The following is a 23227-nucleotide window of genomic DNA, read 5'->3' as shown; positions in this document are numbered from 1 at the left end:
GGCCCCTGAGAGCTCGTTCGAACCCGGACGCGCTACCGAGCGGCGTCCTCGGTCAGAGGCCGGATATTGTCCCAGACCCGGCGCGTCGAGCGCGAATGGTTCAGCGTCACGAACTGGACGCCCGGAGCGCCCTCGCGCAGCAGCTCCTCGCACAGCTCCGAGGCGACCTCCACACCGATGTCGCGGATCGCGTCCCGGTCGTCGGCCACCGCGCGGAGCCGCGCGGCCAGGTCCTCGGGAAAGGCCATCCCCGTCAACTCCGCGAACTTCTCGATCTGGCGGACGTTCGTGACCGGCATGATGCCCGGAATGATCGGCGTGTCGCAGCCCAGCTTCGCCGCGTCGTCGCGCAGCCGCAGGTAGTCCTCGACGCCGAAGAAGATCTGAGTGACGGCGAAATCCGCCCCCGCCCGGCACTTCTCCGCGAAGTGGCGCACGCCGGTCTCCCAGTCGGGACTGCGCGGGTGCCCCTCGGGGAACGCCGCGACGCCCACCGAGAAGTCACCGGACTCCTTGATCAGCTCCACCAGCTCGTGCGCGTAGGTGAGGCCGTCGGGGTGCGACACCCAGTCGGCCTGCGGGTCGCCCGGCGGGTCGCCGCGCAGCGCGAGGATGTTGCGCACCCCCACGTTGGCGAAGTGCCCGATCAGGTTGCGCAGCTCCGCCACCGAGTGGTCCACCGCGGTGAAGTGCGCCATCGGCAGCAGCGTCGTCTCCGTCGCGATCCGGTCGGTCGTCTCGACCGTCGTCTCGCGGGTCTTCCCGCCCGCCCCGTAGGTGATCGACACCCAGTCGGGGTTCAGCGGCTCCAGCGCGCGGATCGTCTTCCAGAGGACCCGCTCCTCCTTCTCCGTGCGGGGAGGGAACATCTCGAAGGAAATGCACGGCTTCCGCATTCGGAGAAGATCGCTGATCTTCGCGTCTTCCCTCGGCATGGTAGTCGGCAGTCCCAGTGTCATGGCCCTGACCTTAGACGCCCCTGAGAACGTGGGTCAGACGGCACCGGAGGCCGCCCGAACAATGGGACGATCCGTCCTCTTCTAAGGTGTAGCCGTGGACCTCAACAGCCGAATCGAGCGCGTCCTGGCCGACTTCCTGGAACGCCGGGGCCGCCTCATCAGGGGCATCGACCCCGCCCTCGACGAGTACGCCTCCGCCGTGAACGACTTCGTCCTCGGCGGCGGAAAGCGCCTGCGCCCCGTATTCGCCTACTGGGGCGCCCGAGGCGCCGGACTGGCCGACTCCGACGCCCTCGTCGCCTGCGTCTCCGGGCTCGAACTCCTCCAGGCCTCCGCCCTCATCCACGACGACCTCATCGACGCCTCCGACACCCGACGCGGCGCCCCCTCCGTCCACCGCCGCTTCGCCGCACTCCACGAGGCCGAGGCCTGGAGGGGCAGCGCCTCCGAGTTCGGCTCCGCCGCCGCCATCCTCCTCGGCGACCTCTGCATGGCCTGGTCCGACGAGCTCTTCACCGCCTCCGGCATGCCCGGCGAGGCCCTCATGCGCGCCCGCGAGGACTTCGACCAGATGCGCACCGAGGTCAGCGCCGGCCAGTACCTCGACATCCTCTCCGAGTACCGCCGCGACGTCTCCAAGGACACCGCCGTCAAGGTCGCCCAGTTCAAGGCCGCCAAGTACACCATCGAACGCCCTCTGCGCATCGGAGCCGGCCTGGCCGGAGCCGACGACGGCCTCAAGGACCTCTACAGCGCCTTCGGCCTCCCCCTCGGCGAGGCCTTCCAGCTGCGCGACGACGTCCTCGGCGTCTTCGGCGACCCCGAGCAGACCGGCAAGCCCGCCGGCGACGACCTCCGCGAAGGCAAGCACACCTTCCTCATCGCCTGCGCCTGGGAGAACTCCCCGGCCGCCGACCGCGACACCATCGCCACCCTGCTGGGTGACCCCGGCCTGAGCGAGGACGACATCGACCGGCTCCGCGCCATCCTGCGGGACAGCGGCGCCGTCGCCGAGACCGAGCAGCGCATCAGCGACCTCGCCGACCGCGCCGGGGAGGCGCTCGCGGCATTGGAGGGGCGCGTCGAACCGGAGGCCCACGCCGTCTTCGACCGCCTTCTGGTCAAGGCCGTCAAACGCGACTTCTAGGAGAACGCGCGAGAGCCCCGGCGAAACCCGTCCGTTGAGATTCAAAACGCACAAATCGCGCCAGGTCGCAGTGCGATGGGGACGATGAGTCAAGGTAGAGTGAGTTCTGCGTCCAGCCAGTGGGACTAAAGAGCCCTGCCCGAAAAGAGGAGTTAAAAGTGTCGGCGAGCCAGCATGCGGCGGATTTCTCAAACGTGGACTTCTGGGGGCTGGGCTTTCTCATACTAAGCCTCGGCATCTTCATCGTCCTCATACTTCTGGCGGTCAAGATCCTCGGCAAGGTGGGCCAGTCGCTCGACAAGACCAACAGCATCCTCGACGAGGTCGACCACAAGATCGGGCCCATGCTCGACAACACCAACCGGACGATCACCCTGGTCAACAACAACCTCGGCCAGACCGAGAAGGAGCTGGCCAAGGTCGGCGCCATGACCGACAACGTCACCCAGGTGACCTCCAACGTCACCAACCTGACCAGCCTCGTCACCACCGCCCTGGCCTCCCCGCTGGTCAAGGCCGCCGCCTTCGCCTTCGGTCTGAAGAAGACCATGAAGAAGCAGGACGACGACTACCAGGAGGCCCAGATCCGCGCCGCGCTCTCCGCCGCGGAGGACGCCCGTCGCGACCACAAGCGCAAGTCCCGCAAAAAGCGCAAGTAGTCCCCGGCGTCGGCCGATATAAACTGGAGGAGTTGCCGTGTTCAAGCGCATCATGTGGGTGGGCGTCGGCGCCGTAGTCGGCGTCGTGGTCGTCCGAAAGCTGACCCAGAAGGCCCGGGAGACCACGCCCCAGGCGGTCGCCGGGCGCCTCGCCGAGTCCGGCGAGGAGGCCAAGGGGGCGTTCCAGCGATTCTGGACCGACGTCTCCAACGCCCGCCACGAGAAAGAAGAAGAGCTCTTCGCCGCCTTCGAGCGAGGCGAGAACCTCGCCCCGCTCCTGCGCGGCGATGACGACGACGAATGACATCCCGACACGCCTGTAGAGGAGGTGCCCTCAATGGAGACCGCTGAAATCCGACGCCGGTTTCTGAACTACTTCGAGTCCAAAGGCCATACGGTGGTCCCCAGCGCACCGCTGCCGGCCATCGACGACCCGAACCTGCTGTTCATCAACGCCGGCATGGTCCAGTTCGTGCCCTACTTCACGGGACAGGCGAAGGCGCCGTGGAACACCGCGACGTCCGTGCAGAAGTGCATCCGCACCCCCGACATCGAAGAGGTCGGAAAGACCAGCCGCCACGGCACCTTCTTCCAGATGAACGGCAACTTCTCCTTCGGGGACTACTTCAAGGAAGACGCCATCCGCCACGCGTGGGAGCTGTCCACGGACCCGGTGGAGAAGGGCGGCTTCGGGCTCGACCCCGAGCGCATCTGGGCCACCGTCTACCTCGACGACGACGAGTCGATCGACATCTGGCACAACAAGATCGGCCTGCCCATGGAGCGCATCGTGCGCCGCGGGCAGGAGGACAACCTGTGGTCGATGGGCATCCCCGGCCCCTGCGGCCCCTGCTCCGAGCTGTACTACGACCGCGGCCCGGCCTACGGCCCCGAAGGCGGCCCCGAGGTCGACGAGGACCGCTACCTCGAGTACTGGAACCTCGTGTTCATGCAGTGGCTGCGCGGCGAGGGCCCCGCCAAGAAGGACTACGAGATCCTCGGCGACCTGCCGAAGAAGAACATCGACACCGGTATGGGCCTGGAGCGCATGGCCTCCATCCTGCAGGGTGTCGACAACATGTACGAGATCGACCAGGTCCGCCCGCTGATCGACAAGACCCAGGAGCTGACCGGCAAGCGCTACGGCCAGTCCACCTCGCAGGTGGCCGGCGAGTCCCACCCGGACGACGTCCGCTTCCGCGTCGTGGCCGACCACGTCCGCTCCTCGCTCATGCTCATCGGCGACGGCGTCGTGCCCTCCAACGAGGGCCGCGGCTACGTGCTGCGCCGCATCATGCGCCGCGCCATCCGCTCGGTCCGCCTGCTGGGCTACGAGAAGCCCGTCCTGCCCGAGCTGCTGCCGATCGCGCGCGACCTCATGGGGCAGTCCTATCCCGAGCTGGTCGACGACTTCGAGCGCATCTCCTCCTACGCCTACGCGGAGGAGGAGAGCTTCCTGCGCACCCTCAAGCACGGCACCGCCATCCTCGACAACGCCGTGGAGGAGACCAAGAAGACCGGCGGCGGGACCCTGTCGGGCTCCAAGGCCTTCGAACTGCACGACACCTACGGGTTCCCCATCGACCTGACGCTCGAGATGGCCTCCGAACAGGGCCTCGAAGTGGACCAGGACGGCTTCCGGGAGCTCATGGGCGAGCAGCGGCGCCGCGCCAAGGAGGACGCCGTGGCCCGCAAGAGCGGCCACACCGACCTCTCGGCCTTCTGGAAGCTCGTGGAGAAGTTCGGAAAGACCGAGTGGCTGGCCTACGAGACGCTGCGCACCGAGTCGAAGGTCCTGGCGATCCTCGACAAGGGCGAGTCCGTCGTCGCGGCCGGAGAGGGCCGCATCGTCGACGTCGTCCTCGACTCGACCCCGTTCTACGCCGAGTCCGGCGGACAGCACGCGGACGCGGGAGCCCTCGTCGGCTCCGGCTTCCGCGGCGAGGTCCTCGACGTCCAGCGCCCGGTCAAGGGCCTGGTCGTCCACAAGGTCCGCGTCCTCGAGGGCGAGATCGGCCTGGACGCCGAGGTCGAGGCCGAGGTCGACCCCGAGTGGCGCGTCGGCGCCCGCCAGGCGCACTCCGGCACGCACGTCGTGCACGCCGCGCTGCGCGAGGTGCTCGGACCCTCGGCGCTCCAGTCCGGCTCCTTCAACCGTCCCGGCTACCTGCGCCTCGACTTCTCCTGGCGCGCGAAGCTCTCGGGCGAGACCAAGAGCGAGATCGAAGAGGTCTCCAACCGGGCCATCCGCGAGGACCTGCCCGTCTCGGCGCAGTACATGACCCTGCCCGAGGCGCGCGAATGGGGCGCCCTGGCGCTGTTCGGCGAGACCTACGACGAGACCGTCCGCGTCGTCGAGATCGGCGGCCCCTGGTCGCGCGAGCTCTGCGGTGGCACGCACGTGTCCCACTCCTCGCAGATCGGCTCCGTCGTGGTCACCTCCGAGTCCTCCGTCGGCTCCGGCCAGCGGCGCGTCGAGGCCGTCACCGGCATCGAGTCGTACCGCTACCTGGCCCGCGAGCGCGACCTGGTCGGCCAGATCGCCGGCGAGGTCGGTGCCCAGAAGGGCGACGTGCTCGAGAAGGTCCGCTCCATCATGCAGCGCGCCAAGGACGCCGAGCGCGAGCTCGAGACCATGCGCGGCAAGATGATGGGCGCGCAGGCCGGGGAGTACGCGCAGCAGGCGCAGCAGATCGGCGCGGTCAAGGTCGCGGCCGTCCAGGCGCCCGACGGCACCAACGGCGGCGACGCCCGCAAGCTGGCCACGCAGATCCGCGGCTCGCTCCCGGCGGGAGAGCCGGGCGTGGCGGCCGTGGCGGCGACCTCCGGCGGCAAGGCCAGCCTGGTCATCGCCGTGAACGAGGCGGCGAAGGCGCAGCATGTCTCGGCGCAGGGCCTGGTCAAGGCGGCCCTGTCGGGCCGCGGTGGCGGCAACGACGAGATCGCCCAGGGCGGCGGCGTCGCGGCCGAGCAGGCGCCCTCGCTCCTGGACGCGGTGCGCGCCGAAATCGGGCGATAAACTCTCATATATGGCATCTGATGACGACGGCGGCCCCGACGTGCCCGCGGAGAGCGGGTGGCGGCGGGGCCGCCGCCTCGGTATCGACCTGGGCAAGGCCCGCATCGGGGTCGCCGTGTGCGATCCCGACGGCATTCTCGCCACCCCCGTGACCACTGTGCGTCGCGACCGCAAGGCGAACCGTGACCGAGACCCGGAATCGTACGGCACCGACGTCGAGGAGATAGGGCGTATAGCGGCCGATCTCGACGTCGTTGAAATCGTCCTCGGCCGACCCGTTACCCTATCGGGTGAAGACGGACTGGCCGTGGAGCACACCCTGCTCTGGGCTGAGAAGCTCGCCAACCATCTTCGACCCGTCCCCATCGTGATGTCCGACGAGAGGCTGACGACGGCTCTGGCCTCGCGCGGACTCCACGCCGCGGGGATGGACACCCGGCGGCAGCGGAAGGTCATCGACCAGGCGGCCGCGGTGGAGATCCTGCAAACGTGGCTGGACAGAAAGCGGAAGGCTTGAGCATGCTTGACGAGTTCACCTCGGAGCGCGACGACAACGAACCCCGGCGGCACCGCAGGAAGGAGTCCAAGTCCTCTGTGGTCGCCATGGCGCTCGTGGTCATCCTGCTGGGCGGCATCGGCGTCGGCGGCTGGTGGGCCTACGAGAACTACGTCAAGGACTTCCTCGGCGGCGAGGACTACGAGGGCGACGGCAACGGCGAAGAGGTGCAGTTCGAGGTCAAGGAGGGCGAGCTCGTCTCCGACATCGCCTTCAACCTCGAAGAGGCGGGGATCGTGGCCTCCTCCAAGGCGTTCGTGAAGGCCGCCGAGGACAGCGGCAGCGAGGCGCGGGGCATCCAAGTCGGCGTCTACCCCATGGAGATGGAGATGTCCGCCCAGTCGGCGCTGGACGTCCTCGTCGATCCGGACAACATTGTCACCGACGGCGTGACGATCAAGGAGGGCGAGCGGACCTTCCAGATCTACGCCAAGCTCTCCGAGAAGTACGGCGTCCCCGTCGAGGACTTCGAAGCGGCCGCCGAGGACCCCGAGGCGCTGGGCGTGGCCGGTTACTGGTTCGAGGACTTCGACGAGAACACCGTCGTCTCGCTCGAGGGCTTCCTCTTCCCGGCGACCTACGACTTCTCCGAGGACATGTCGGCCGACGCCATGCTCAAGGCCATGGTCGCCAAGTTCAACGCCGAGGTCGACCGGATCGGCTTCGTCGACCAGGTGCAGAACGAGCTCGGCATCGAGCCCTGGAAGGCGCTCCAGATCGCCTCCGTCGTCCAGTACGAGTCGGGACGGGCGGAGGACGACGCCAAGATCGCGCGCGTCTTCTACAACCGCATCTACGACGAGAACGCCATCCCCGAGATCGGCGGAAAGCGCATGCAGACCGACGCGTCGCTCAGCTACGGCTCCGAACTGGCGGGCGAGGGGCAGGTGACCTCGGGAGACCTGACCAAGGAGCAGCTGTACGACGAGAGCAACGAGTGGTCCACCCACGCCAACGAGGGTTACATGCCCTCCGCGATCTCCAACCCGGGCGCCGCGGCCCTCGAAGCCGCGGCCAAGCCGGCGGACGGCGACTGGCTGTACTTCGTGACCACGGCGGACACGGGCGAGGCGCTCTTCGCGGAGACCAACGCGGAGCACGAGGAGAACATAGCCAAGTCGGGGCACGACTGATGCGCGCCGCCGTCCTGGGGAAGCCCGTCGGGCACTCCCTCTCCCCGGTCATCCACAACGCCGGCTACCGCGCGGCGGGGCTGGAGGACTGGTCCTACACCAAACACGAGTGCGGCCGGGGGGACCTGGCCGCGTTCGTCGACGGCCTCGGCTCCGAGTGGGCCGGGCTGTCGCTGACCATGCCGCTCAAGGAGGTCGCGCTCGAAGTGGCCGACGAGGTCACGCCGACGGCCTCGGCACTGGGGGCGGCCAACACCTTCCTGCTGCGCGAGGGCTCGATCCTCGCCGACAACACCGACGCCCCCGGGCTGGTCGACGCCCTGCGCGAGGCCGGCCTCCAGGCGGCCGACAGCGTCGCCGTCATCGGTGCGGGCGGCACGGCGCGCGCGGCGCTGGCGGCGGCTGCGGCACTCGGGGCGGGCGGAGTGGACGTCTTCGCCCGGCGGGCGGAGGCCGTCGCGGACCTGGAGGACACCGCCGGGGCCCTCGGAGTGACCGTGACGCACCGGGAGTGGGCTGCGGTGGACGACGCGGCCTCGCACCCGCTGGTGGTCTCGACGGTGCCCAAGGGCGTCACCGACGAATGGGAGATCCCATGGCAGGAGGGCACGACGGTGTTCGACGTCGTCTATGACCCCCGGCCCACTCCGCTTCTGCGAAAGGCCGCCTCTCGAGGAGCGGTCGCCCTGGACGGACTGGCGCTGCTCCTGCACCAGGCGGTGCGCCAGTGGACCCTGTTCACCGGGCTCGAAGAGGCGCCGGTGGAGGCCATGCGCAAGGCCCTCTACGCGGAGGCCGGCGCAACGCGGTAAGGACGAACCCGCTCGCGACCAGTTCGGGGAAGGCCCGTTCCAACTGTTCGCCGCACATGGGCGATCCGCTGTAGTGGACGGTGATCACTCCGTTCTCGATGGAGACGTCGTGGACGAGGAACACCTCGTCGCCGTTGCGCAGTCGCAGGGGGCTGTCCATGCTCGCTCACCTCTTTCCATGAATCAGCAGTAGGGGAGTGACTCGAAACGGAGACCCTTGTCCGCCAGCTTCGGCAGTGCCCGCTCCAGGGCATGGAGGGTCGCAGAGCGGTCGCCGCCGCCGTCGTGCGTGAGGACGACGTCCCTGTCCTCGGCCGACTCGACGAGCCGGACGATCTTCCCCTCGTCCGCCCCGAGAGCGTCGCCGGTATCGACGCTCCACAGCGTTTGCCGAAGGCCGAGCTCCTCCTGGACGTCCTTGACGTCGTCATCGGTGGCTCCATAGGGCGGCCGGGAGCATTTCGGCGAGGCGCCCGCCTTCTTCAGCGCCTCGTCGGTCCGCTCGAACTCGTGGCGCTTCTCCGCGTCGGACAGGCCCGTCAAGTCCGGATGGCTCCAAGTGTGGTTCCCGACCTTGTGGCCCTCGTCGAGGATCCGTTCCACGGTTTCCTCGCGGCCGCCGACATTGACGCCCTGCATGAAGAAGGTGGCCTTGGCGTAGTGCTTCGCCAGCAGGTCCAGGATGGCGCCGGTGTCCTCTCCTGGACCGTCGTCGAAGGTCAGGTAGACGGTCCCGGCCGAAGCGGGCCGGGTATCGGCCATACGGCCCGGCCAGGAGACGGTGATCACCGCGATGCCTACGAGAGCGCCGACTGCCGCGGTGAGCGCGATGCTGGAGATCAGGTGTTTCTTCGTCATGCCCGCCATGGTGGGGTCCGCGTGTCGCGGCCCCGACGCGGTCGTGTCGCAGTCCTGTCGCAGAGAGAGCGGAATCCTCGCGACCGGGGCACTCTTTGGCCATAATGGCCTCATGGCACACATTCTCCTCGTCGAGGACGACTCGTCCGTCCGCAAGGCCCTCTCCCGGGGCCTGGCCCTGTACGGCCACGAGGTTGACACGGCCGCGACGGGGCAGGAGGGGCTCGCCAAGGCCGCCGGAGCCGAGCTCGTGGTCTTGGACATCATGCTCCCCGGCATGAGCGGTTTCGAGGTGTGCCGGAGCCTGAGGGCGTCGGGCCAGACTCCCATCGTCATGCTCACCGCGCTCTCCGACGACCTCGACGTGGTCGGAGGGCTGGAGGCGGGAGCCGACGACTACGTCGTCAAACCGGTCGAGCCGAGGGTCCTCGACGCCCGCGTCCGGGCGATACTACGGCGCGGCGCCCCGGCCGGCGGCGGCGTGCTGCAGCGGGGCGCCCTGGAACTGGACTCGGGCTCGCTGACGGTGTCGAAGCACAGCCGCCCGATCGCCCTGACCCCCACCGAGACCCGCCTGCTCTTCCACCTGGCCTCCCATCCTGAGCAGGTCTTCACCCGGCAGCAGCTGCTCGAGGCTGTATGGGAACACGACTTCCTCGGCGACTCGCGCCTGGTCGACAACGGCGTGCAGCGCCTCCGGGCGAAGGTCGAGGACGACCCGGCCTCCCCGCGATACGTGCAGACCGTCCGCGGGTTCGGCTACCGTTTCGGGCCGTTCTGATGGCGGGCCTCTGGAGGCGGGCGTGGCCCGGCGGGCTGCGCTCGCGCATGGTCGTCGTGCTCACCGCCGTGGTCGTGGGCACGGCGCTGGCCGCCGCCGGAGTGGTCTATCGGACCGCGGCCCAGTCGCTGGTCGAGAACGCGGAGAAGAGCGCCGCGGACTCTCTCCGCACCCGGGTCGAGACCGTCGCCCCGGGCATCGGTTTCGAGCCCGAGCAGCGTGATCTGGAGATCCTGCAACGAAATCTGGGAGAGCGGTCGGCCGTCCTCTACGGCGACCTCGCGGCGGGGGAGGAGAACCTGCATCTTGTCAGCGCGGAGATGCGCGACGCCGTGGAGAGGCGCCGCGAGCCGTCGGTCCAGCGTGTCCACGACCGCTCGGAGGCGTTCCTCGTCGTGGGCACGCCGATCCGCTACGCGGTCCCCGACGGAGGGTTCGAGTGGTCCGAAGTAAGCGTCTACACCGCCGACAGCATGGCCGCCCAAGAGGAGCAGCTCGACCGGTGGTTCGCCTGGGCCGCTCTGGGCTTGGCCGGCGCGGCGGTGGCAGGCGTGGTCCTCGCGCTCTTTCTGGCGCGCACGGTGCTCAGGCCAGTGGGGGAACTGTCGCGGACGGCGCACCGCATGGTCGAGGGCGACCTCTCCGTGCGAGCCGAGCCGCGCGGGAACGACGAGCTGTCCGACCTCGCCAGGACCTTCAACACCGCCAGCGAGACCCTGGAGGCCAATGTGGAGGAGCTTCGGTCCCGAGAGTCCGAGGCGAGGAGGTTCGCCGCCGACGCCTCCCACGAGCTCCGCACTCCGTTGGCGGCCTTGACCGCGAGCCTCGACGTCGTCGGCCGCGAGCTGGAAGGCGGTTCCTGGGCGGGAAGGGACGCCGCCGCCACGGCCGTCGACGAGACGCGCCGACTGTCCGCGCTCGTGTCCGACCTCCTGGACATCTCCCAAATAGACGCGGGCTCGGCCCGCGTGCGGCGAGAGCCGGTGGACGTCCACCGGACCGTCCGCGAGAGCATCGCCCTGCGCGGCTGGGCCGACCAAGTCCGCCTGTCCGGCCGCGGGCCCGAGACTGCCGAGGTCGACGTCCGGCGGCTGAGCGTCATTGCGGCCAATCTGGTCGGCAACGCCCTGCGCCACGGCGACCCGCCGGTGGACGTCGCCGTCGAGGTGACCCAGGACGAGGTTGCGGTGAGCGTCACCGACCACGGTCCGGGCATCGACCCCGGCGCGATGGACCGTGTCTTCTCCCGCTTTCACAAGGGCGACTCCTCGCGCAGCCGTTCGGAGGGGAGCGGTCTCGGGCTGGCCATCGCTCTGGCCAACGCGCGGATCCAGGGCGGAACCATCGAGGTGGAGAACGCCGAGGGCGCCGGGGCGCGGTTCACGTTCCGGCTTCCCCGCCATCAGGAGGGAGACTCCGGTGAAGACGAGTAGGATCGTGGCCGCCGCCGCGCTCGCCATGGCGCTGTCCGGTTGCGGCATAGGGCAGAGCGACGTGCGTTCGGAAGGCGAGGCGCCGGCCGGGCTGGCGCTGGGGCCGACACTCTACTTTGTCGAAGAGGACGGCGGACTCGTCCCTTCCGTCGACGTCGCTCTGGGGCGTCTGGGAACAGCCGAGGACGCCATCGCCCGACTCGTGGAGAACACCGGCTCGAAGACCGAATCGCGAGGACTCACGACGGAGGTGCCGCGCAGCGACATCCGCCCCATCGTCTTCGACGGACACTCCCAGCTCGACATCCTCCTGCCCTTCTCCCGCGAGGAGGTGTCCCCGACGGGGCTCGACCAGATCGTCTGCACGGCACGCCGCTACATCATCGACTCCGGCCGCTCCTCGGACCGGACCTTGGTCCACGTCTCCTTCACCGACGACGAGGGCGATCCCGGCGCGCCCGACGTCTGCCCGATCCTCAAGTGACCTCGTCCCTCTCCAGAAGGGCGGGCCGCCGCCGAGACCTCGTCGCCCGGGTCCTGGCGTCAGCGGCCGGGCTGCTGGGCGCGCCGGTACGGGCCGTCGGAGTGGAAGGTGATCAGCGGCCACGGCCACCAGCGGCCGTCCGCCCCTGGCCGGGCAGCCGCAGGCGTAGGCGGGCGTCCTCCACGTCCTGCAGGGCCTCGAACTCCAGGCCGTTGTGAGCGAGGTCCCCACCTCGACGCTCATCCGCCTGACGCTCTGAACAGGTCGTTGACGCGGGAATCCAGCGCTCCGCTGTACAGCCGCTCGCCGGCGTCCCGGAGGAGGTTCCACCCGCCCGCCGGGCTGCCCGCAGCGCGCGATCGCGCCCGGCCGGTCGTCGACCTTGATCCAGACGGTGCGGCGGGCAATGCGCCGGACGACGGATACCGTCGCCTCCCCCCGACTTCGGGCATCGGCGCTGCTCTTCTCTGCCCCGGCAGGGACCCTTTCCACGCACAGAGGCGTCGCAGCGCAGCCGGGACGACGCGCTGAACGCCGCGAACTCGCGTAGCCAGTGTCGCGATTCGCCGGATGGGTGGACGGAGGCCGGCGATTCGGATAGAGGGCGGGCGTCGGCCCTGCGCTACAGAGTTCCCGCCTATAGAGCCGCTGGGAGCGGTCGGATGTCGGCCCCTGCACTACAATGGAACCGTGACCGTCGACTACCGTCCCGCCCCGGGAACCATTCCCACCCATCCGGGCGTCTACCGCTTCCGCGACGCCGACCGCCGCGTCATCTACGTCGGCAAGGCCAAGAACCTCCGCAACCGCCTCAACAGCTACTTCGCCGACCCCAAGGGCCTGCACGAGCGGACCCGCCGGATGGTCACCACCGCGCGCAGCGTCGAATGGACGGTCACGGCCACCGAAGTGGAGGCGCTGCAACTGGAGTGGACGTGGATCAAGGAGTTCGATCCGCGCTTCAACGTCATGTTCAAGGACGACAAGTCCTATCCCTGGCTCGCCGTCACGGTCGGCGAAGAGGTTCCGCGAGCGCAGGTCATGCGCGGCAACCGGCGCAAGGGCGTGCGCTACTTCGGGCCCTTCGGCTCGGCCTGGGCCATCCGCCAGACCCTCGACCTGCTCACCCGGGTCTTCCCCGTCCGCACGTGCTCGTCCAACGTCTACCGGCGCCACCAGCGGCTGGGCCGGCCCTGCCTCCTCTACGACATCGGCAAGTGCTCGGGCCCGTGCGTGGGCCACGTGAGCCCCGAGGAGCACCGCTCGATCATCGACGAGTTCAACTCGTTCATGGCCGGCGACACCTCCCGGGTCCGCCGCGAGCTCACCTCCCAGATGCAGCGGGCGAGCGAGAACCTCGAGTTCGAGCGGGCCGCCCGCCTTCGCGACGACATGGCCGCCCTGGACAAGGTGCTGGAACAGCAGGTCGTGGTCCTCAGCGAGGACACCGAGGCCGACGTGGTGGGCATCGCCGACGACGAGCTGGTGGCCGCCGTCCAGGTCTTCCACGTCCGCGGCGGGCGCATCCGCGGCCAGCGCGGCTGGATCATCGACAAGCCCGAACCGGTCGACGAGGCCGGGATCGTGGAGCGCTTCCTCCAGCAGTTCTACGGCGGCTCGGGGGATAAGGCGCCCCGCGAGGTCCTCGTCCCGGTGCTGCCCAAGGACACCGAGGCGCTCAAGACGTGGCTCAGCGAGCGGCGCGGGTCCGGTGTGGACCTGCGGCGTCCGCAGCGGGGCGACAAGAGGGCGCTGGCGGAGACTGTCGCCAAGAACGCCCAGGAGGCCCTGCAGCGCCACAAGCTCAAGCGCGCCGGAGACCTCACCGCGCGCTCCAAGGCCCTCGAAGAGCTGGCCGACGCGCTGGAGCTCCCGCAGGCGCCCTTGCGCATCGAGTGCTACGACGTCTCCCAGTCGCTGGGGGAGGACGTGGTCGCCTCCATGGTCGTGTTCGAGGACGGCGTGCCGCGCAAGAGCGAGTACCGCCGCTTCGTCGTCAAGGGGGAGCAGAAGGACGACCTGTCGTCGTTGAAGGAGGTCCTGACCCGGCGCCTGTCCCGGCTGGGCGACCAGCCGGCGGGGAGCCCGGAGGGCGACGAGGAGGACAGCGAGCCCAAGGGGGGCTTCCACTACGCCCCGCAGCTCCTGGTCGTCGACGGGGGGCAGCCGCAGGTGGCCGCGGCGGAGCAGGTCTTCGCCGAGCTGGGGATCGACACGATCAACCTGTGCGGACTGGCCAAGAGGCTGGAGGAGATCTGGCTGCCGGGGGAGGAGTTCCCCGTCATCCTCTCCCGCACCTCCGAAGCGCTGTACCTGATGCAGCGAGTCCGCGACGAGGCGCACCGTTTCGCCATCTCCCTGCACCGTTCGCGGCGGCGGAAGAAGATGCGCGCCTCGGCGCTCGACGGCATCCCGGGCCTCGGCGAGAGCAAGAGGAAGGCCCTGCTGCGCACGCTGGGGTCGGTGAAGAACATCAAGGCCTCCACCGTGGAGGAACTGCAGACGGTCGAGGGCGTGGGCCCCAAGCTCGCCCAGACCGTCCACGACCACTTCCGCAAGGAAGAAGAGTGATACAGCCGCAAGGAAGAAGGCTGATACAGCTGTTAGGTAGCGGACCGATCGGCTGTGGGGAACAGGACTGATCGGCCGCAGGGCCGGGGCGTGACCGGGTCCCGCCGAAGGGGCTCGTTCGAGCTCGGAGGGCCGGCGCGGCCCTCCGCCGGGCCGCGGAACGACCGTCCGTCCGGTGCCGGCGGCGTGCGTACCTACCCGGAATCCGACATCGATCCTGTCAATTTCTGGGATGTACACCAAGCCGATACAGCGCGGTCAGAACCTTGAGTCATACTTGGGGCGTGACAGGAACGGACGAGAACAACGCCCAAATCGGACGAAGCGCACTGGAACTGGTCATAGTGACCGGCATCAGCGGAGGCGGCCGCTCCACGGTGGCACGCGCCCTGGAGAACGTCGGCTACTACGTGATTGACAACCTCCCCGAGTCGCTGGTGGGCCAGGCCGCCGAACTCGCCGCCGCTGGCGGCGAGGAGGTCAAACGCACCGCCATGGTCCTCGACGTCCGCTCCCGCGCGTTCATGACGGACCTGGTGGGAGTCATCGACGACCTCTACGGCGCGGGATTCAAACCGACCCTCGTGTTCGTCGACGCCGACGACGACGTGATCATCCGCCGCTACGAGAAGGTCCGCCGCGCCCACCCGCTGCAGGGCGACGGGGCGCTGCTCGACGGGATCCAGGCCGAGCGCGGCATCCTGCAGCCGGCCAAGGAGTCGGCCGACATCCTCTTCGACACCAGCCTGCTCAACGAGAACCAGCTGCGCGGCCGGGTCGAGGAGGCCTTCCTCGCCCCCTCCAAACCGGGACTCCAGTTCACCGTCATGTCCTTCGGCTTCAAGTACGGCACGCCCCGCGACGCCGAGTACGTCGCCGACGTGCGCTTCCTTCCCAACCCCTACTGGGTCCCGGAGCTGCGCGACCACACCGGCGAGGACCCGGCCGTGTCCGAGTACGTGCTCTCCCGCGACGGCGCCGAGGAGTTCGCCGACACCTACACCAAGCTCCTGCTGGACACCACGCCCGGCTTCGAGCGCGAGGGCAAGCGCTATATCACGGTCGCCGTCGGCTGCACCGGCGGCAAGCACCGCTCGGTCGCCATGACCGAGGAGCTGTCCTCCCGCCTGCAGGCGGCGGGGTTCCCGGCGACGGTCCAGCACCGCGACTCCTGGCGCGAGTAGCGTCCGGGCGTTCCCAGCGAACGTCCAGGAAGGCCTCTGGAGCGTCCGGTACAGTGTTTCGAATACGATTCACCCTTCCCCCGGCTGCAAGGACCTGAAACGGCCGCGGCGCAGCGCCGCGCGGAGGCTAGCAAAGGCGAACTCGATGACCAAAGTCGTGGCATTCGGCGGCGGACGGGGGCTCTCGGCCTCCCTGCGCGCCCTGGTGGACTTGGCCGTGGACCTCACCGCAGTGGTGACCGTCGCGGACAACGGAGGCTCGTCGGGAGTCATCCGCGACACCAGGCCGGTCCTGCCGCCCGGCGACATACGCAAGGCGCTCATCGCCACCGCCTCGCCCAACCGCGCCGCCACGGCCGACCTGTTCGGGCACCGCTTCGACGGCGAGGACTTCCTCACCTCCCACCCGGTGGGCAACATCGTCCTCACCTCCCTGCTGGAGCGCAGCGGGAACCCTGTCGAGGCGATCGAGGAGGCCGCCGCGCTGCTGGGCTGCCGCGCCCGCATCCTGCCGATGTCGGCCGAGGGGCTGGACATCGAGGCCGAGGTCCGCACGGGCGAGGGGACGGTGCCCGTGCGCGGCCAGCACGAGGTGGCCGTGGCCAGCGGCGACGTCGGGAACCTGCGGCTGCTGCCCGAAGACGCCTGCGCCGCAACGGAAACGCTGCGGGCCGTGGAGGACGCCGACTGGCACGTCTTCGGTCCCGGGTCCTGGTTCACCAGCGTCATCCCGCACTTCCTGCTTCCCGACCTGCGCGCCTCGGTGGCTCGGACGGACGCCAAGCGCGTCCTCGTCCTGAACCTCTCCCAGGAGAACGAGACCGACGGCCTGGACGCGGCCGGCCACCTGCGGGCCCTCACCCCTTACAGTGAGAGTGTTCGGTTTCACTACGTCATCTCGCCCGAGGTGCGGAACGTTTCCGCCCTCGACTCGTTGAACAGGGAAACGGAGGCGCTGGGAGCCGAGCTCGTGACCGCGCCGCTGGCTTCTGACCCGGTGACCCACGATCCCTCCGCCCTCGCCGTCGTGCTGCGCAAACTCATGGCCGCCTGAGTCCGGCCGGGAGCGCCGCACGCGGTCGGCGGGCCCGCGCCCCGCCTTTCCCGGTCCGATGACGAACAAAATGAGTAAGGTGCGTCCCTATGGCAATGACCTCTGAGGTCAAAGACGAGCTCAGTCGCGTAGACACCACCAAGAGCTGCTGTCAGAGAGCGGAACTGGGCACCCTGTTCCGCTTCTCCGGAGGGCTCCATCTGGTCGAGGGGGCTCATGTCATGGTGGAAGCGGAGGTGGACTCCGGCAGCGTGGCCCGCCGCGCCAACAAGTTCATCACCGAGCTGTACAACTACGACTCGCAACTCCAGGTCCTGGTCGCCGCCGGACTGCGGCGCACCAACCACTACCTGCTGCGCGTCCTGGCCGACGGGGGAGCCTTCGCACGCCAGATCGGACTCAGCGACGCGCGCGGCTACCCGATCCGCGGACTTCCCGCCCACATCGTCGGCGCCTATCCCTGCTGCGCCGAGGCCGCCTGGAGGGCCGCCTTCATGGCCCGCGGCTCTCTGACCGAGCCGGGGCGCTCCTCATCGCTGGAGATCACCTGCCCAGGGCCGGAGACGGCCATAGCGCTCGTCGGCGCCGCCCGCCGCCTCGGCGTCGCCGCCAAGGCCCGCGATGTGCGCGGGGTCGACCGCGTGGTCATCCGCGACGGCGACGCCATCTCCGACCTGCTGACGCGGATCGGGGCCCACTCCTCGGTCCTGCGCTGGGAGGAGCGCCGGGTGCGCCGCGAGGTCCGCGCCACCGCCAACCGCCTGGCCAACTTCGACGACGCCAACCTCCGCCGCTCGGCCCGCGCCGCCGTGGCCGCCGCCGCGAAGGTGACCCGCGCGCTCGAGATCCTCGGCGAGGGCGCTCCCGACCACCTCGCCGACGCCGGGCGCCTCCGCGTGGAACACCGCCAGGCCTCCCTGGAGGAACTCGGCGCGCTGGCCGATCCGCCCCTGACCAAGGACGCGATCGCCGGACGTATCCGACGTCTCATTTCGCTCGCGGCGAAAAAGGCCGCCGAGGACGGCGAGCCCGGACCGGACGAAGTGCTCAGCGAGGACGGAGTGCTAGTGGCGTAACGGCTTCGCACAACACGGGAGACACCGCCGCGATTACGGCGGGTCCGGTGGAGGCGACGGCGCGCCGGGGGCCGTCACAGGCCCTGTGGGTCGTGTGACATGATCAAGGGGACTTTCCACTCCCCGACGTTCAGCGACGGGAGTAGGGTCGAAGAGTGCTCGGCGACGAGGCCGGCAAGATTTACATCCGCCCGGCACCCCGCCACCGACACCAGGTTGCGATGTGTCACGAGGGCCGGATGCGAATGCCGCGAACGGACTCGACGCCGTGAACAACGGCGCGGGGAGCGGCTGACAGATAATATCCGTTTTCCTTTACTAGCAAGGAGATGGGCACGTGACCATCCGCGTTGGCGTCAACGGCTTCGGCCGCATCGGTCGTAACTTCTTCCGGGCCCTTCTGGAGTCCGGCGAGGACATCCAGGTTGTGGCCTACAACGACCTCGGTGACACGAAAACTATCGCGCACCTGCTGAAATACGACTCGATCCTCGGACGTCTGCCCTACGACGTCGAGATCGGCGACGGCGAGATCTCCGTCGACGGCAAGGCCATCAAGGCCTTCGCCGAGCGCAACCCGTCCGACATCCCGTGGTCGTCGGCGAATGTCGACGTCGTCATCGAGTCCACCGGCTTCTTCACCGACGCCGAGGCCGCCAAGGCCCACCTGGGCGACGGCGTCAAGAAGGTCATCATCTCCGCTCCGGCGAAGAACGAGGACCTGACCGTCGTCATGGGCGTCAACGACGACAAGTACGACGGCGAGAAGCACAACATCATCTCGAACGCCTCGTGCACCACCAACTGCCTGGCTCCGATGGCCAAGGTCCTCAACGACTCCTTCGGGATCGAGAAGGGCCTCATGACCACCATCCACGCCTACACGCAGGACCAGAACCTGCAGGACGGCCCGCACAAGGACCTGCGCCGCTCGCGCGCCGCGGCCCTGAACGTCGTCCCCACCACCACCGGTGCGGCCAAGGCCGTCTCGCTGGTGCTGCCCGAGCTGAAGGGCAAGCTCGACGGCTTCGCCATGCGCGTCCCGATCCCGACCGGCTCCGCCACGGACCTCACCTTCGAGACCTCTCGCGAGGTCACCGAGGAAGAGGTCAACGCCGCGCTGAAGGCCGCCGCCGAGGGACCGCTCAAGGGCGTCCTGTCCTACACCGAGGACCCGATCGTCTCCAAGGACATCGAGACCGACCCGAACTCCTGCATCATCGACGGTCAGCTGACCAAGGTGATCGGCGGGAACCAGGTCAAGGTCGTCGGCTGGTACGACAACGAGTGGGGCTTCTCCAACCGCCTCGTCTCCCTCGTCAAGCTGGTCGGTTAAGGCCGTACAAGCGATGAAAACGCTCGACGAACTCCTGTCGGAGGGCGTCTCAGGTCGGCGCGTGCTTCTGCGCGCCGACCTGAATGTTCCTCTGGACGGCTCTACCATCACCGATGACGGCCGCATCCGCGCCGTCGCCCCGACCATCCAGGCGCTCGTGGAGAACGGCGCCCGCGTCACCGTGTGCTCGCACCTGGGCCGCCCCAAGGGCGAGCCCGACCCGCAGTACTCGCTCGCCCCGGTCGCGCAGCGGCTCGGCGAGGTCCTGGACCGCGCGGTCGCCTTCGCCACCGACACGGTGGGCGACGACGCCGACGAGAAGAATGCCGCCCTGGCCGACGGCGAGGTCCTCCTGCTGGAGAACCTCCGCTTCAACGCGGGCGAGACTTCCAAGGACGACCAGGTGCGCGCCGAGTTCGCCGGCGAGCTGGCCGCCTACGGCGACGTCTACGTCGACGACGCGTTCGGTGCGGTTCACCGCAAGCACGCCTCGGTCTACGACGCGGCGAAGCTGCTGCCGCGCTACGCGGGCTTCCTCATCGCCAAGGAGGTCGAGGTCCTGTCCAAGCTGACCGGCGACGCGGAGAAGCCCTACGTGGTGGTCCTCGGCGGCGCGAAGGTCAGCGACAAGCTCGCCGTGATCGAGAACCTCCTGCAGAAGGTGGACACCCTCATCATCGGCGGCGGCATGGCCTACACGTTCCTCAAGGCCCAGGGCCACGAGGTCGGCAACTCGCTGCTGGAGGCCGACCAGGTCGCCACCTGCGAGCGCTACCTCGCCGAGGCCGAGAAGCTCGGCGTCGACCTGCTGCTGCCGGTCGACATCGCCACGGCCGCCGAGTTCAGCGCCGACGCCGAAGCCCAGGTCACCGCGGCCGACGCCATTCCGGGCGACCGCATGGGCCTCGACATCGGCCCGGCGAGCGCGGAACTGTTCGCCGAGCGGGTCAGGGCCGCGTCCACGGTGTTCTGGAACGGCCCCATGGGCGTGTTCGAGTTCCCCGCCTACGCGAAGGGAACCAAGGCCGTCGCCCAGGCGCTGGTCGACTCGTCCGCCTACACCGTCGTCGGGGGCGGCGACTCCGCCGCCGCCGTGCGCACGCTCGGACTCCCGGAGGACGGCTTCAGCCACATCTCGACCGGTGGCGGGGCCAGCCTCGAATACCTGGAGGGCAAGACCCTTCCGGGACTGGAAGCACTGGAGAACTGACTGTATGTCCAACACCCGTAAACCGCTGATCGCGGGCAACTGGAAGATGAACCTGAACCACCTCGAGGCCATCGCGCTGGTTCAGAAGATCGCCTTCAGCCTGACCGACGAGCAGCTCGAGGCCGTCGAGGCCGCCGTGCTGCCCCCGTTCGTCGACATCCGCAGCGTGCAGACGCTGATCGACGGCGACAAGCTGAAGATCGCCTTCGGCGCCCAGGACCTGTCGGCGCACGCCGCCGGCGCCTACACCGGGGAGGTCTCCGGATCGATGCTGGCCAAGCTCGGCTGCGCCTACGTCTGCGTGGGCCACTCAGAGCGCCGCCAGTACCACGGCGAGGACGACGAGACCGTGGGCAAGAAGGTCCGCCAGTCCCTCAACAACGGCCTGAGCCCGATCCTGTGCGTCGGCGAGGAGCTGGAGGTCCGCGACGCGGGCGACCACGTCTCCCACACCGTCGGCCAGCTGCTGGCCGCTGTGGACGGCCTGACCGCCGAGGAGATGGACAAGATCGTCGTCGCCTACGAGCCGGTCTGGGCCATCGGCACCGGCCGCACCGCTACGCCGGAGGACGCCCAGGAGGTCAGCGCCGCGCTGCGCAAGGCCGTCGCCGACAAGTTCGGCGGCGAGACCGCGGCGAAGCTGCGCGTGCTCTACGGCGGCTCGGTCAAGAGCGCCAACTGCGCGAGCATCATGTCCAAGCCCGACGTCGACGGTGCTCTCGTCGGCGGCGCCTCCCTGGACGCCGAAGAGTTCGCCAAGTTGATTAAGTTCCCCGAAGAGACCGCGTAGCGGGCTCGTAGGGGAACTCGGAAGGCTGAGCCCTGCTGGACGGGCCGCTTGCGGCCCGGCCCGAAGAGACCGCGTAGCGGGCTCCGAGGGGGAACCGACCGGTCATCGACCTGTATGCCGGGAGCGGCCCGCCGGATCTTCCGGCGGGCCGCTCCCGTCCTATGCGGCGCCGAGCCGATGCGATAGAATCGCGGCGGAACCGAAAACGTCCTTGCGGGCGTCGCGGTCCCACTGCCAATCCCTACCGAAGGAAGCCTAACGACATGCTGACAGTCATGGCCTACGCGCTACTGGTCATCCTGCTCCTCACGAGCGGGCTCATCATCCTGCTCGTCCTTCTGCACAAGGGCAAGGGCGGCGGCCTCTCCAGCATGTTCGGCGGGGGGATGTCCTCCGTCGCCTCCGGATCCTCGGTCGCGGAGAAGAACCTCAACCGGATCACGGTGGGCGCGGGCATCATCTGGTTCGCCGCCATCGTCGGTTACGGACTGGTCTTGGGCGCATTGGCAGGCTGACGCGAAGACTTCACGAAACGGGGGCGGTCCGATCGGACCGCCCCCGTTTCGCGTGCGCCGCTTCTACTCGGTTCCCAGCACGGTGCCCTCCTCACCGTCCGGGTCGAGGTAGCCCAGCAGGGTCATCATGCCGACCTCGTTGTGGTAGAGGTTGTGGCAGTGGACCATCCAGCGCCCGGGGTTGTCGGCGGTGAAGTCGACCTCGACCGTCTCCCCGGGCAGGACGACGGCCGTGTCCTTGCGGACACCGCTGTCGGCGAGGGCGAAGGTGTGGCCGTGCAGGTGCATCGGGTGCCACATGATCGTCTCGTTGCGGAAGCGGAGGCGGACTCGCTCCCCCTCCTCGACCGGGTACATGCCCTCGTGGTCGCCCTGGCGTCCGTTGATGCCCCAGTCGTAGTCCATCATTCCGCCGGTGAGGGCGAAGTCGATGGTCCGGTCCGGTTCCCCCGGCTCCAGTTCGGTTCCTTCGGCGGGGGAGAGGTCGGCGTAGGCGAGGAGCTTCCCGTCCAGTTCCGCGGGGCGCTCGTCGGCGGCGGGGTCGCTGCCCGAGCCGGTGTCCAGGAGGGCCCGGCCCATGGCGCCCTTGCCCTCGGCGTGGGCGACGACGGGGAAGACGCCTTCGCCGACCTCGACGATGGCGTCGTAGCGCTCGCCCATGCCCAGCAGGATGCTGTCGACCTCGACCGGTTCGACGGCGAACCCGTCGGTGTGGGTGACGGTCAGGCGGTGGCCGCCCACGGCGAGGCGGAACGCGGTGTCGCCGCCGGCGTTGATGACGCGCAGCCGCACGCGCGACCCCGGTCGCAGTTCGAGCCGGTCGGGGTCGGCGGAGGTGCGGCCGTTGATCAGGAAGTGCGGGTACTCGACGTCCCCGGCGTCCTCGCCGAGCACGCTCTGGGAGGGGTCGCCCTCCTCCGAACCGCCCATGTCCATGTCGCCGTGCCCCATGTCGCCGTGGTCCATGCCGTCCCGCAGTTTCGCGGCGGTCTCGTCGGGCGTCGTGCCGGTGCCGTCGAGCCAGTCGTCGAGCAGGAGGACCCACTCCTCGTCCCAGGTGACCTCCTCGTCGGGGTCCTCGACGATGAGGGGCCCGTAGAGGCCCCTGTCGAGCTGGTAGCCGGTGTGCGGGTGGTACCAGTGGGTTCCGGGGTGGGGCGCGGTGAACTCGTAGGTGAAGGTCTCGCCGGGGGCGATCTCCTTCTGGGTCACCCCGGTGACTCCGTCCATGTCGCAGCGCAGCGCTATGCCGTGCCAGTGGATGCCGGTGCCCTCGTCGAGGTCGTTGGAGAGGGTGGCCTTGAGCCGCTCGCCCTTCTTGATCCGCAGCTCGGGCCCGTGGACGCGGCCGTCGTAGGCCCACGTGTCGACCTCGGTGCCGCCGAGGTCGACGGTGGCGGGGGCGGCGGTGAGCTCGAACTCCCGGACGGTGCCGGGCTCTCGCACGGCCTCGGCCTCGTCGATGCGGTGCGAGTCCATGGAGATGAATGTGGTGCCTCCGCCGTTCTGGGCGGTTTTCTGGTCATTGCCACAGGCTGCGAGGACTCCCGCGACGGGAGTCAGGGCAGCGCCGTAGAGCAGGGTGCGTCGTTTGGCGCGCATGGTGTGGTCGGCCTTTCGGTCTCAGCGGTCTTGTGATGGCGGCTTCTC

General features: G+C 69.2%; 21 protein-coding genes. 18 read left to right on the top strand and 3 right to left on the bottom strand.

What is annotated here, in order from left to right:
• Nucleotides 1-32 precede the first annotated feature (32 nt).
• Nucleotides 33-959 (bottom strand): methylenetetrahydrofolate reductase [NAD(P)H], encoded by a 927-nt coding sequence (metF, locus tag ACFTE1_RS10865; protein WP_380621919.1) that lies wholly within the window; start codon nt 957-959, stop codon nt 33-35.
• A gap of 94 nt (nt 960-1053) precedes the next feature.
• On the opposite strand from metF, the gene ACFTE1_RS10860 reads away from it, so the two are divergent.
• The 7 genes from ACFTE1_RS10860 (at nt 1054) to ACFTE1_RS10830 (ending at nt 8285) form a co-directional block, all read left to right on the top strand.
• Nucleotides 1054-2106, top strand: coding sequence for a polyprenyl synthetase family protein (locus tag ACFTE1_RS10860; RefSeq protein ID WP_380621921.1), 1053 nt, complete (start codon nt 1054-1056; stop codon nt 2104-2106).
• Between the two features lie 158 nt (nt 2107-2264).
• Entirely contained in the window at nt 2265-2765 is a 501-nt protein-coding gene (locus ACFTE1_RS10855) for a DUF948 domain-containing protein (RefSeq protein ID WP_380621923.1), read from the top strand.
• Nucleotides 2766-2802: 37 nt separating this feature from the next.
• Entirely contained in the window at nt 2803-3069 is a 267-nt protein-coding gene (locus ACFTE1_RS10850) for a hypothetical protein (protein WP_380621925.1), read from the top strand.
• Nucleotides 3070-3102: 33 nt separating this feature from the next.
• On the top strand, nt 3103-5784 hold the full coding sequence (alaS, locus tag ACFTE1_RS10845) for an alanine--tRNA ligase (RefSeq protein WP_380621927.1): 2682 nt from the start codon (nt 3103-3105) through the stop codon (nt 5782-5784).
• Nucleotides 5785-5794: 10 nt separating this feature from the next.
• A complete protein-coding gene (gene ruvX, locus ACFTE1_RS10840; protein WP_380621929.1) occupies nt 5795-6301 on the top strand; it encodes a Holliday junction resolvase RuvX in 507 nt (168 codons plus the stop codon).
• Between the two features lie 2 nt (nt 6302-6303).
• Nucleotides 6304-7473, top strand: a complete 1170-nt coding sequence (gene mltG / locus ACFTE1_RS10835) for an endolytic transglycosylase MltG (protein WP_380621931.1) — start codon at nt 6304-6306, stop codon at nt 7471-7473.
• Nucleotides 7473-8285 (top strand): shikimate dehydrogenase, encoded by an 813-nt coding sequence (locus ACFTE1_RS10830; protein WP_380621933.1) that lies wholly within the window; start codon nt 7473-7475, stop codon nt 8283-8285. Before mltG ends, ACFTE1_RS10830 begins: the two co-directional genes overlap by 1 nt.
• A gap of 183 nt (nt 8286-8468) precedes the next feature.
• Here the strand turns inward: ACFTE1_RS10830 and ACFTE1_RS10825 are convergent, their stop codons facing one another.
• The gene (locus ACFTE1_RS10825) at nt 8469-9143 is read right to left on the bottom strand and encodes a polysaccharide deacetylase family protein (RefSeq protein WP_380621935.1); all 675 of its coding nucleotides are present in this window, start codon (nt 9141-9143) and stop codon (nt 8469-8471) included.
• A gap of 112 nt (nt 9144-9255) precedes the next feature.
• Between ACFTE1_RS10825 and ACFTE1_RS10820 the strand changes: the two genes are divergently transcribed.
• The 11 genes from ACFTE1_RS10820 (at nt 9256) to secG (ending at nt 21577) form a co-directional block, all read left to right on the top strand.
• Nucleotides 9256-9924: a winged helix-turn-helix domain-containing protein gene (locus ACFTE1_RS10820; protein ID WP_380621937.1), complete on the top strand. Its 669-nt coding sequence runs from the start codon at nt 9256-9258 to the stop codon at nt 9922-9924.
• Nucleotides 9924-11357 carry an ATP-binding protein gene (locus ACFTE1_RS10815; RefSeq protein ID WP_380621939.1) on the top strand — a complete coding sequence of 478 codons (1434 nt, stop codon included), beginning with the start codon at nt 9924-9926 and terminating at the stop codon, nt 11355-11357. The genes ACFTE1_RS10820 and ACFTE1_RS10815 overlap by 1 nt, the downstream gene beginning before the upstream one ends.
• Nucleotides 11344-11841 carry a hypothetical protein gene (locus tag ACFTE1_RS10810; RefSeq protein WP_380621941.1) on the top strand — a complete coding sequence of 166 codons (498 nt, stop codon included), beginning with the start codon at nt 11344-11346 and terminating at the stop codon, nt 11839-11841. Before ACFTE1_RS10815 ends, ACFTE1_RS10810 begins: the two co-directional genes overlap by 14 nt.
• Before the next feature lie 690 nt (nt 11842-12531).
• Nucleotides 12532-14412, top strand: coding sequence for an excinuclease ABC subunit UvrC (gene uvrC, locus ACFTE1_RS10805; RefSeq protein WP_380621943.1), 1881 nt, complete (start codon nt 12532-12534; stop codon nt 14410-14412).
• Nucleotides 14413-14696: 284 nt separating this feature from the next.
• Nucleotides 14697-15596 carry an RNase adapter RapZ gene (gene rapZ / locus ACFTE1_RS10800; RefSeq protein WP_380621945.1) on the top strand — a complete coding sequence of 300 codons (900 nt, stop codon included), beginning with the start codon at nt 14697-14699 and terminating at the stop codon, nt 15594-15596.
• Between the two features lie 145 nt (nt 15597-15741).
• On the top strand, nt 15742-16650 hold the full coding sequence (locus ACFTE1_RS10795; protein WP_380621947.1) for a gluconeogenesis factor YvcK family protein: 909 nt from the start codon (nt 15742-15744) through the stop codon (nt 16648-16650).
• Between the two features lie 89 nt (nt 16651-16739).
• Nucleotides 16740-17726 carry a DNA-binding protein WhiA gene (gene whiA / locus ACFTE1_RS10790; protein WP_380621949.1) on the top strand — a complete coding sequence of 329 codons (987 nt, stop codon included), beginning with the start codon at nt 16740-16742 and terminating at the stop codon, nt 17724-17726.
• Between the two features lie 337 nt (nt 17727-18063).
• Nucleotides 18064-19062: a type I glyceraldehyde-3-phosphate dehydrogenase gene (gap, locus tag ACFTE1_RS10785; protein ID WP_380621951.1), complete on the top strand. Its 999-nt coding sequence runs from the start codon at nt 18064-18066 to the stop codon at nt 19060-19062.
• Between the two features lie 13 nt (nt 19063-19075).
• Entirely contained in the window at nt 19076-20272 is a 1197-nt protein-coding gene (locus ACFTE1_RS10780) for a phosphoglycerate kinase (protein WP_380621953.1), read from the top strand.
• Between the two features lie 4 nt (nt 20273-20276).
• Nucleotides 20277-21062: a triose-phosphate isomerase gene (tpiA, locus tag ACFTE1_RS10775; protein WP_380621955.1), complete on the top strand. Its 786-nt coding sequence runs from the start codon at nt 20277-20279 to the stop codon at nt 21060-21062.
• 263 nt (nt 21063-21325) lie between these two features.
• Complete coding sequence (secG, locus tag ACFTE1_RS10770) at nt 21326-21577, top strand: preprotein translocase subunit SecG (protein ID WP_380621957.1); 252 nt, start codon at nt 21326-21328, stop codon at nt 21575-21577.
• Between the two features lie 63 nt (nt 21578-21640).
• Here the strand turns inward: secG and ACFTE1_RS10765 are convergent, their stop codons facing one another.
• The gene (locus ACFTE1_RS10765) at nt 21641-23179 is read right to left on the bottom strand and encodes a multicopper oxidase family protein (RefSeq protein WP_380621959.1); all 1539 of its coding nucleotides are present in this window, start codon (nt 23177-23179) and stop codon (nt 21641-21643) included.
• Nucleotides 23180-23227: the final 48 nt, after the last annotated feature.

This window comes from Salininema proteolyticum, from assembly GCF_042685645.1.
GTDB lineage: Bacteria > Actinomycetota > Actinomycetes > Mycobacteriales > Micromonosporaceae > Salininema > Salininema proteolyticum.
The sequence above is the reverse complement of the archived record's forward strand: the minus strand, read 5'-3'. Positions and strand labels throughout refer to the sequence as shown.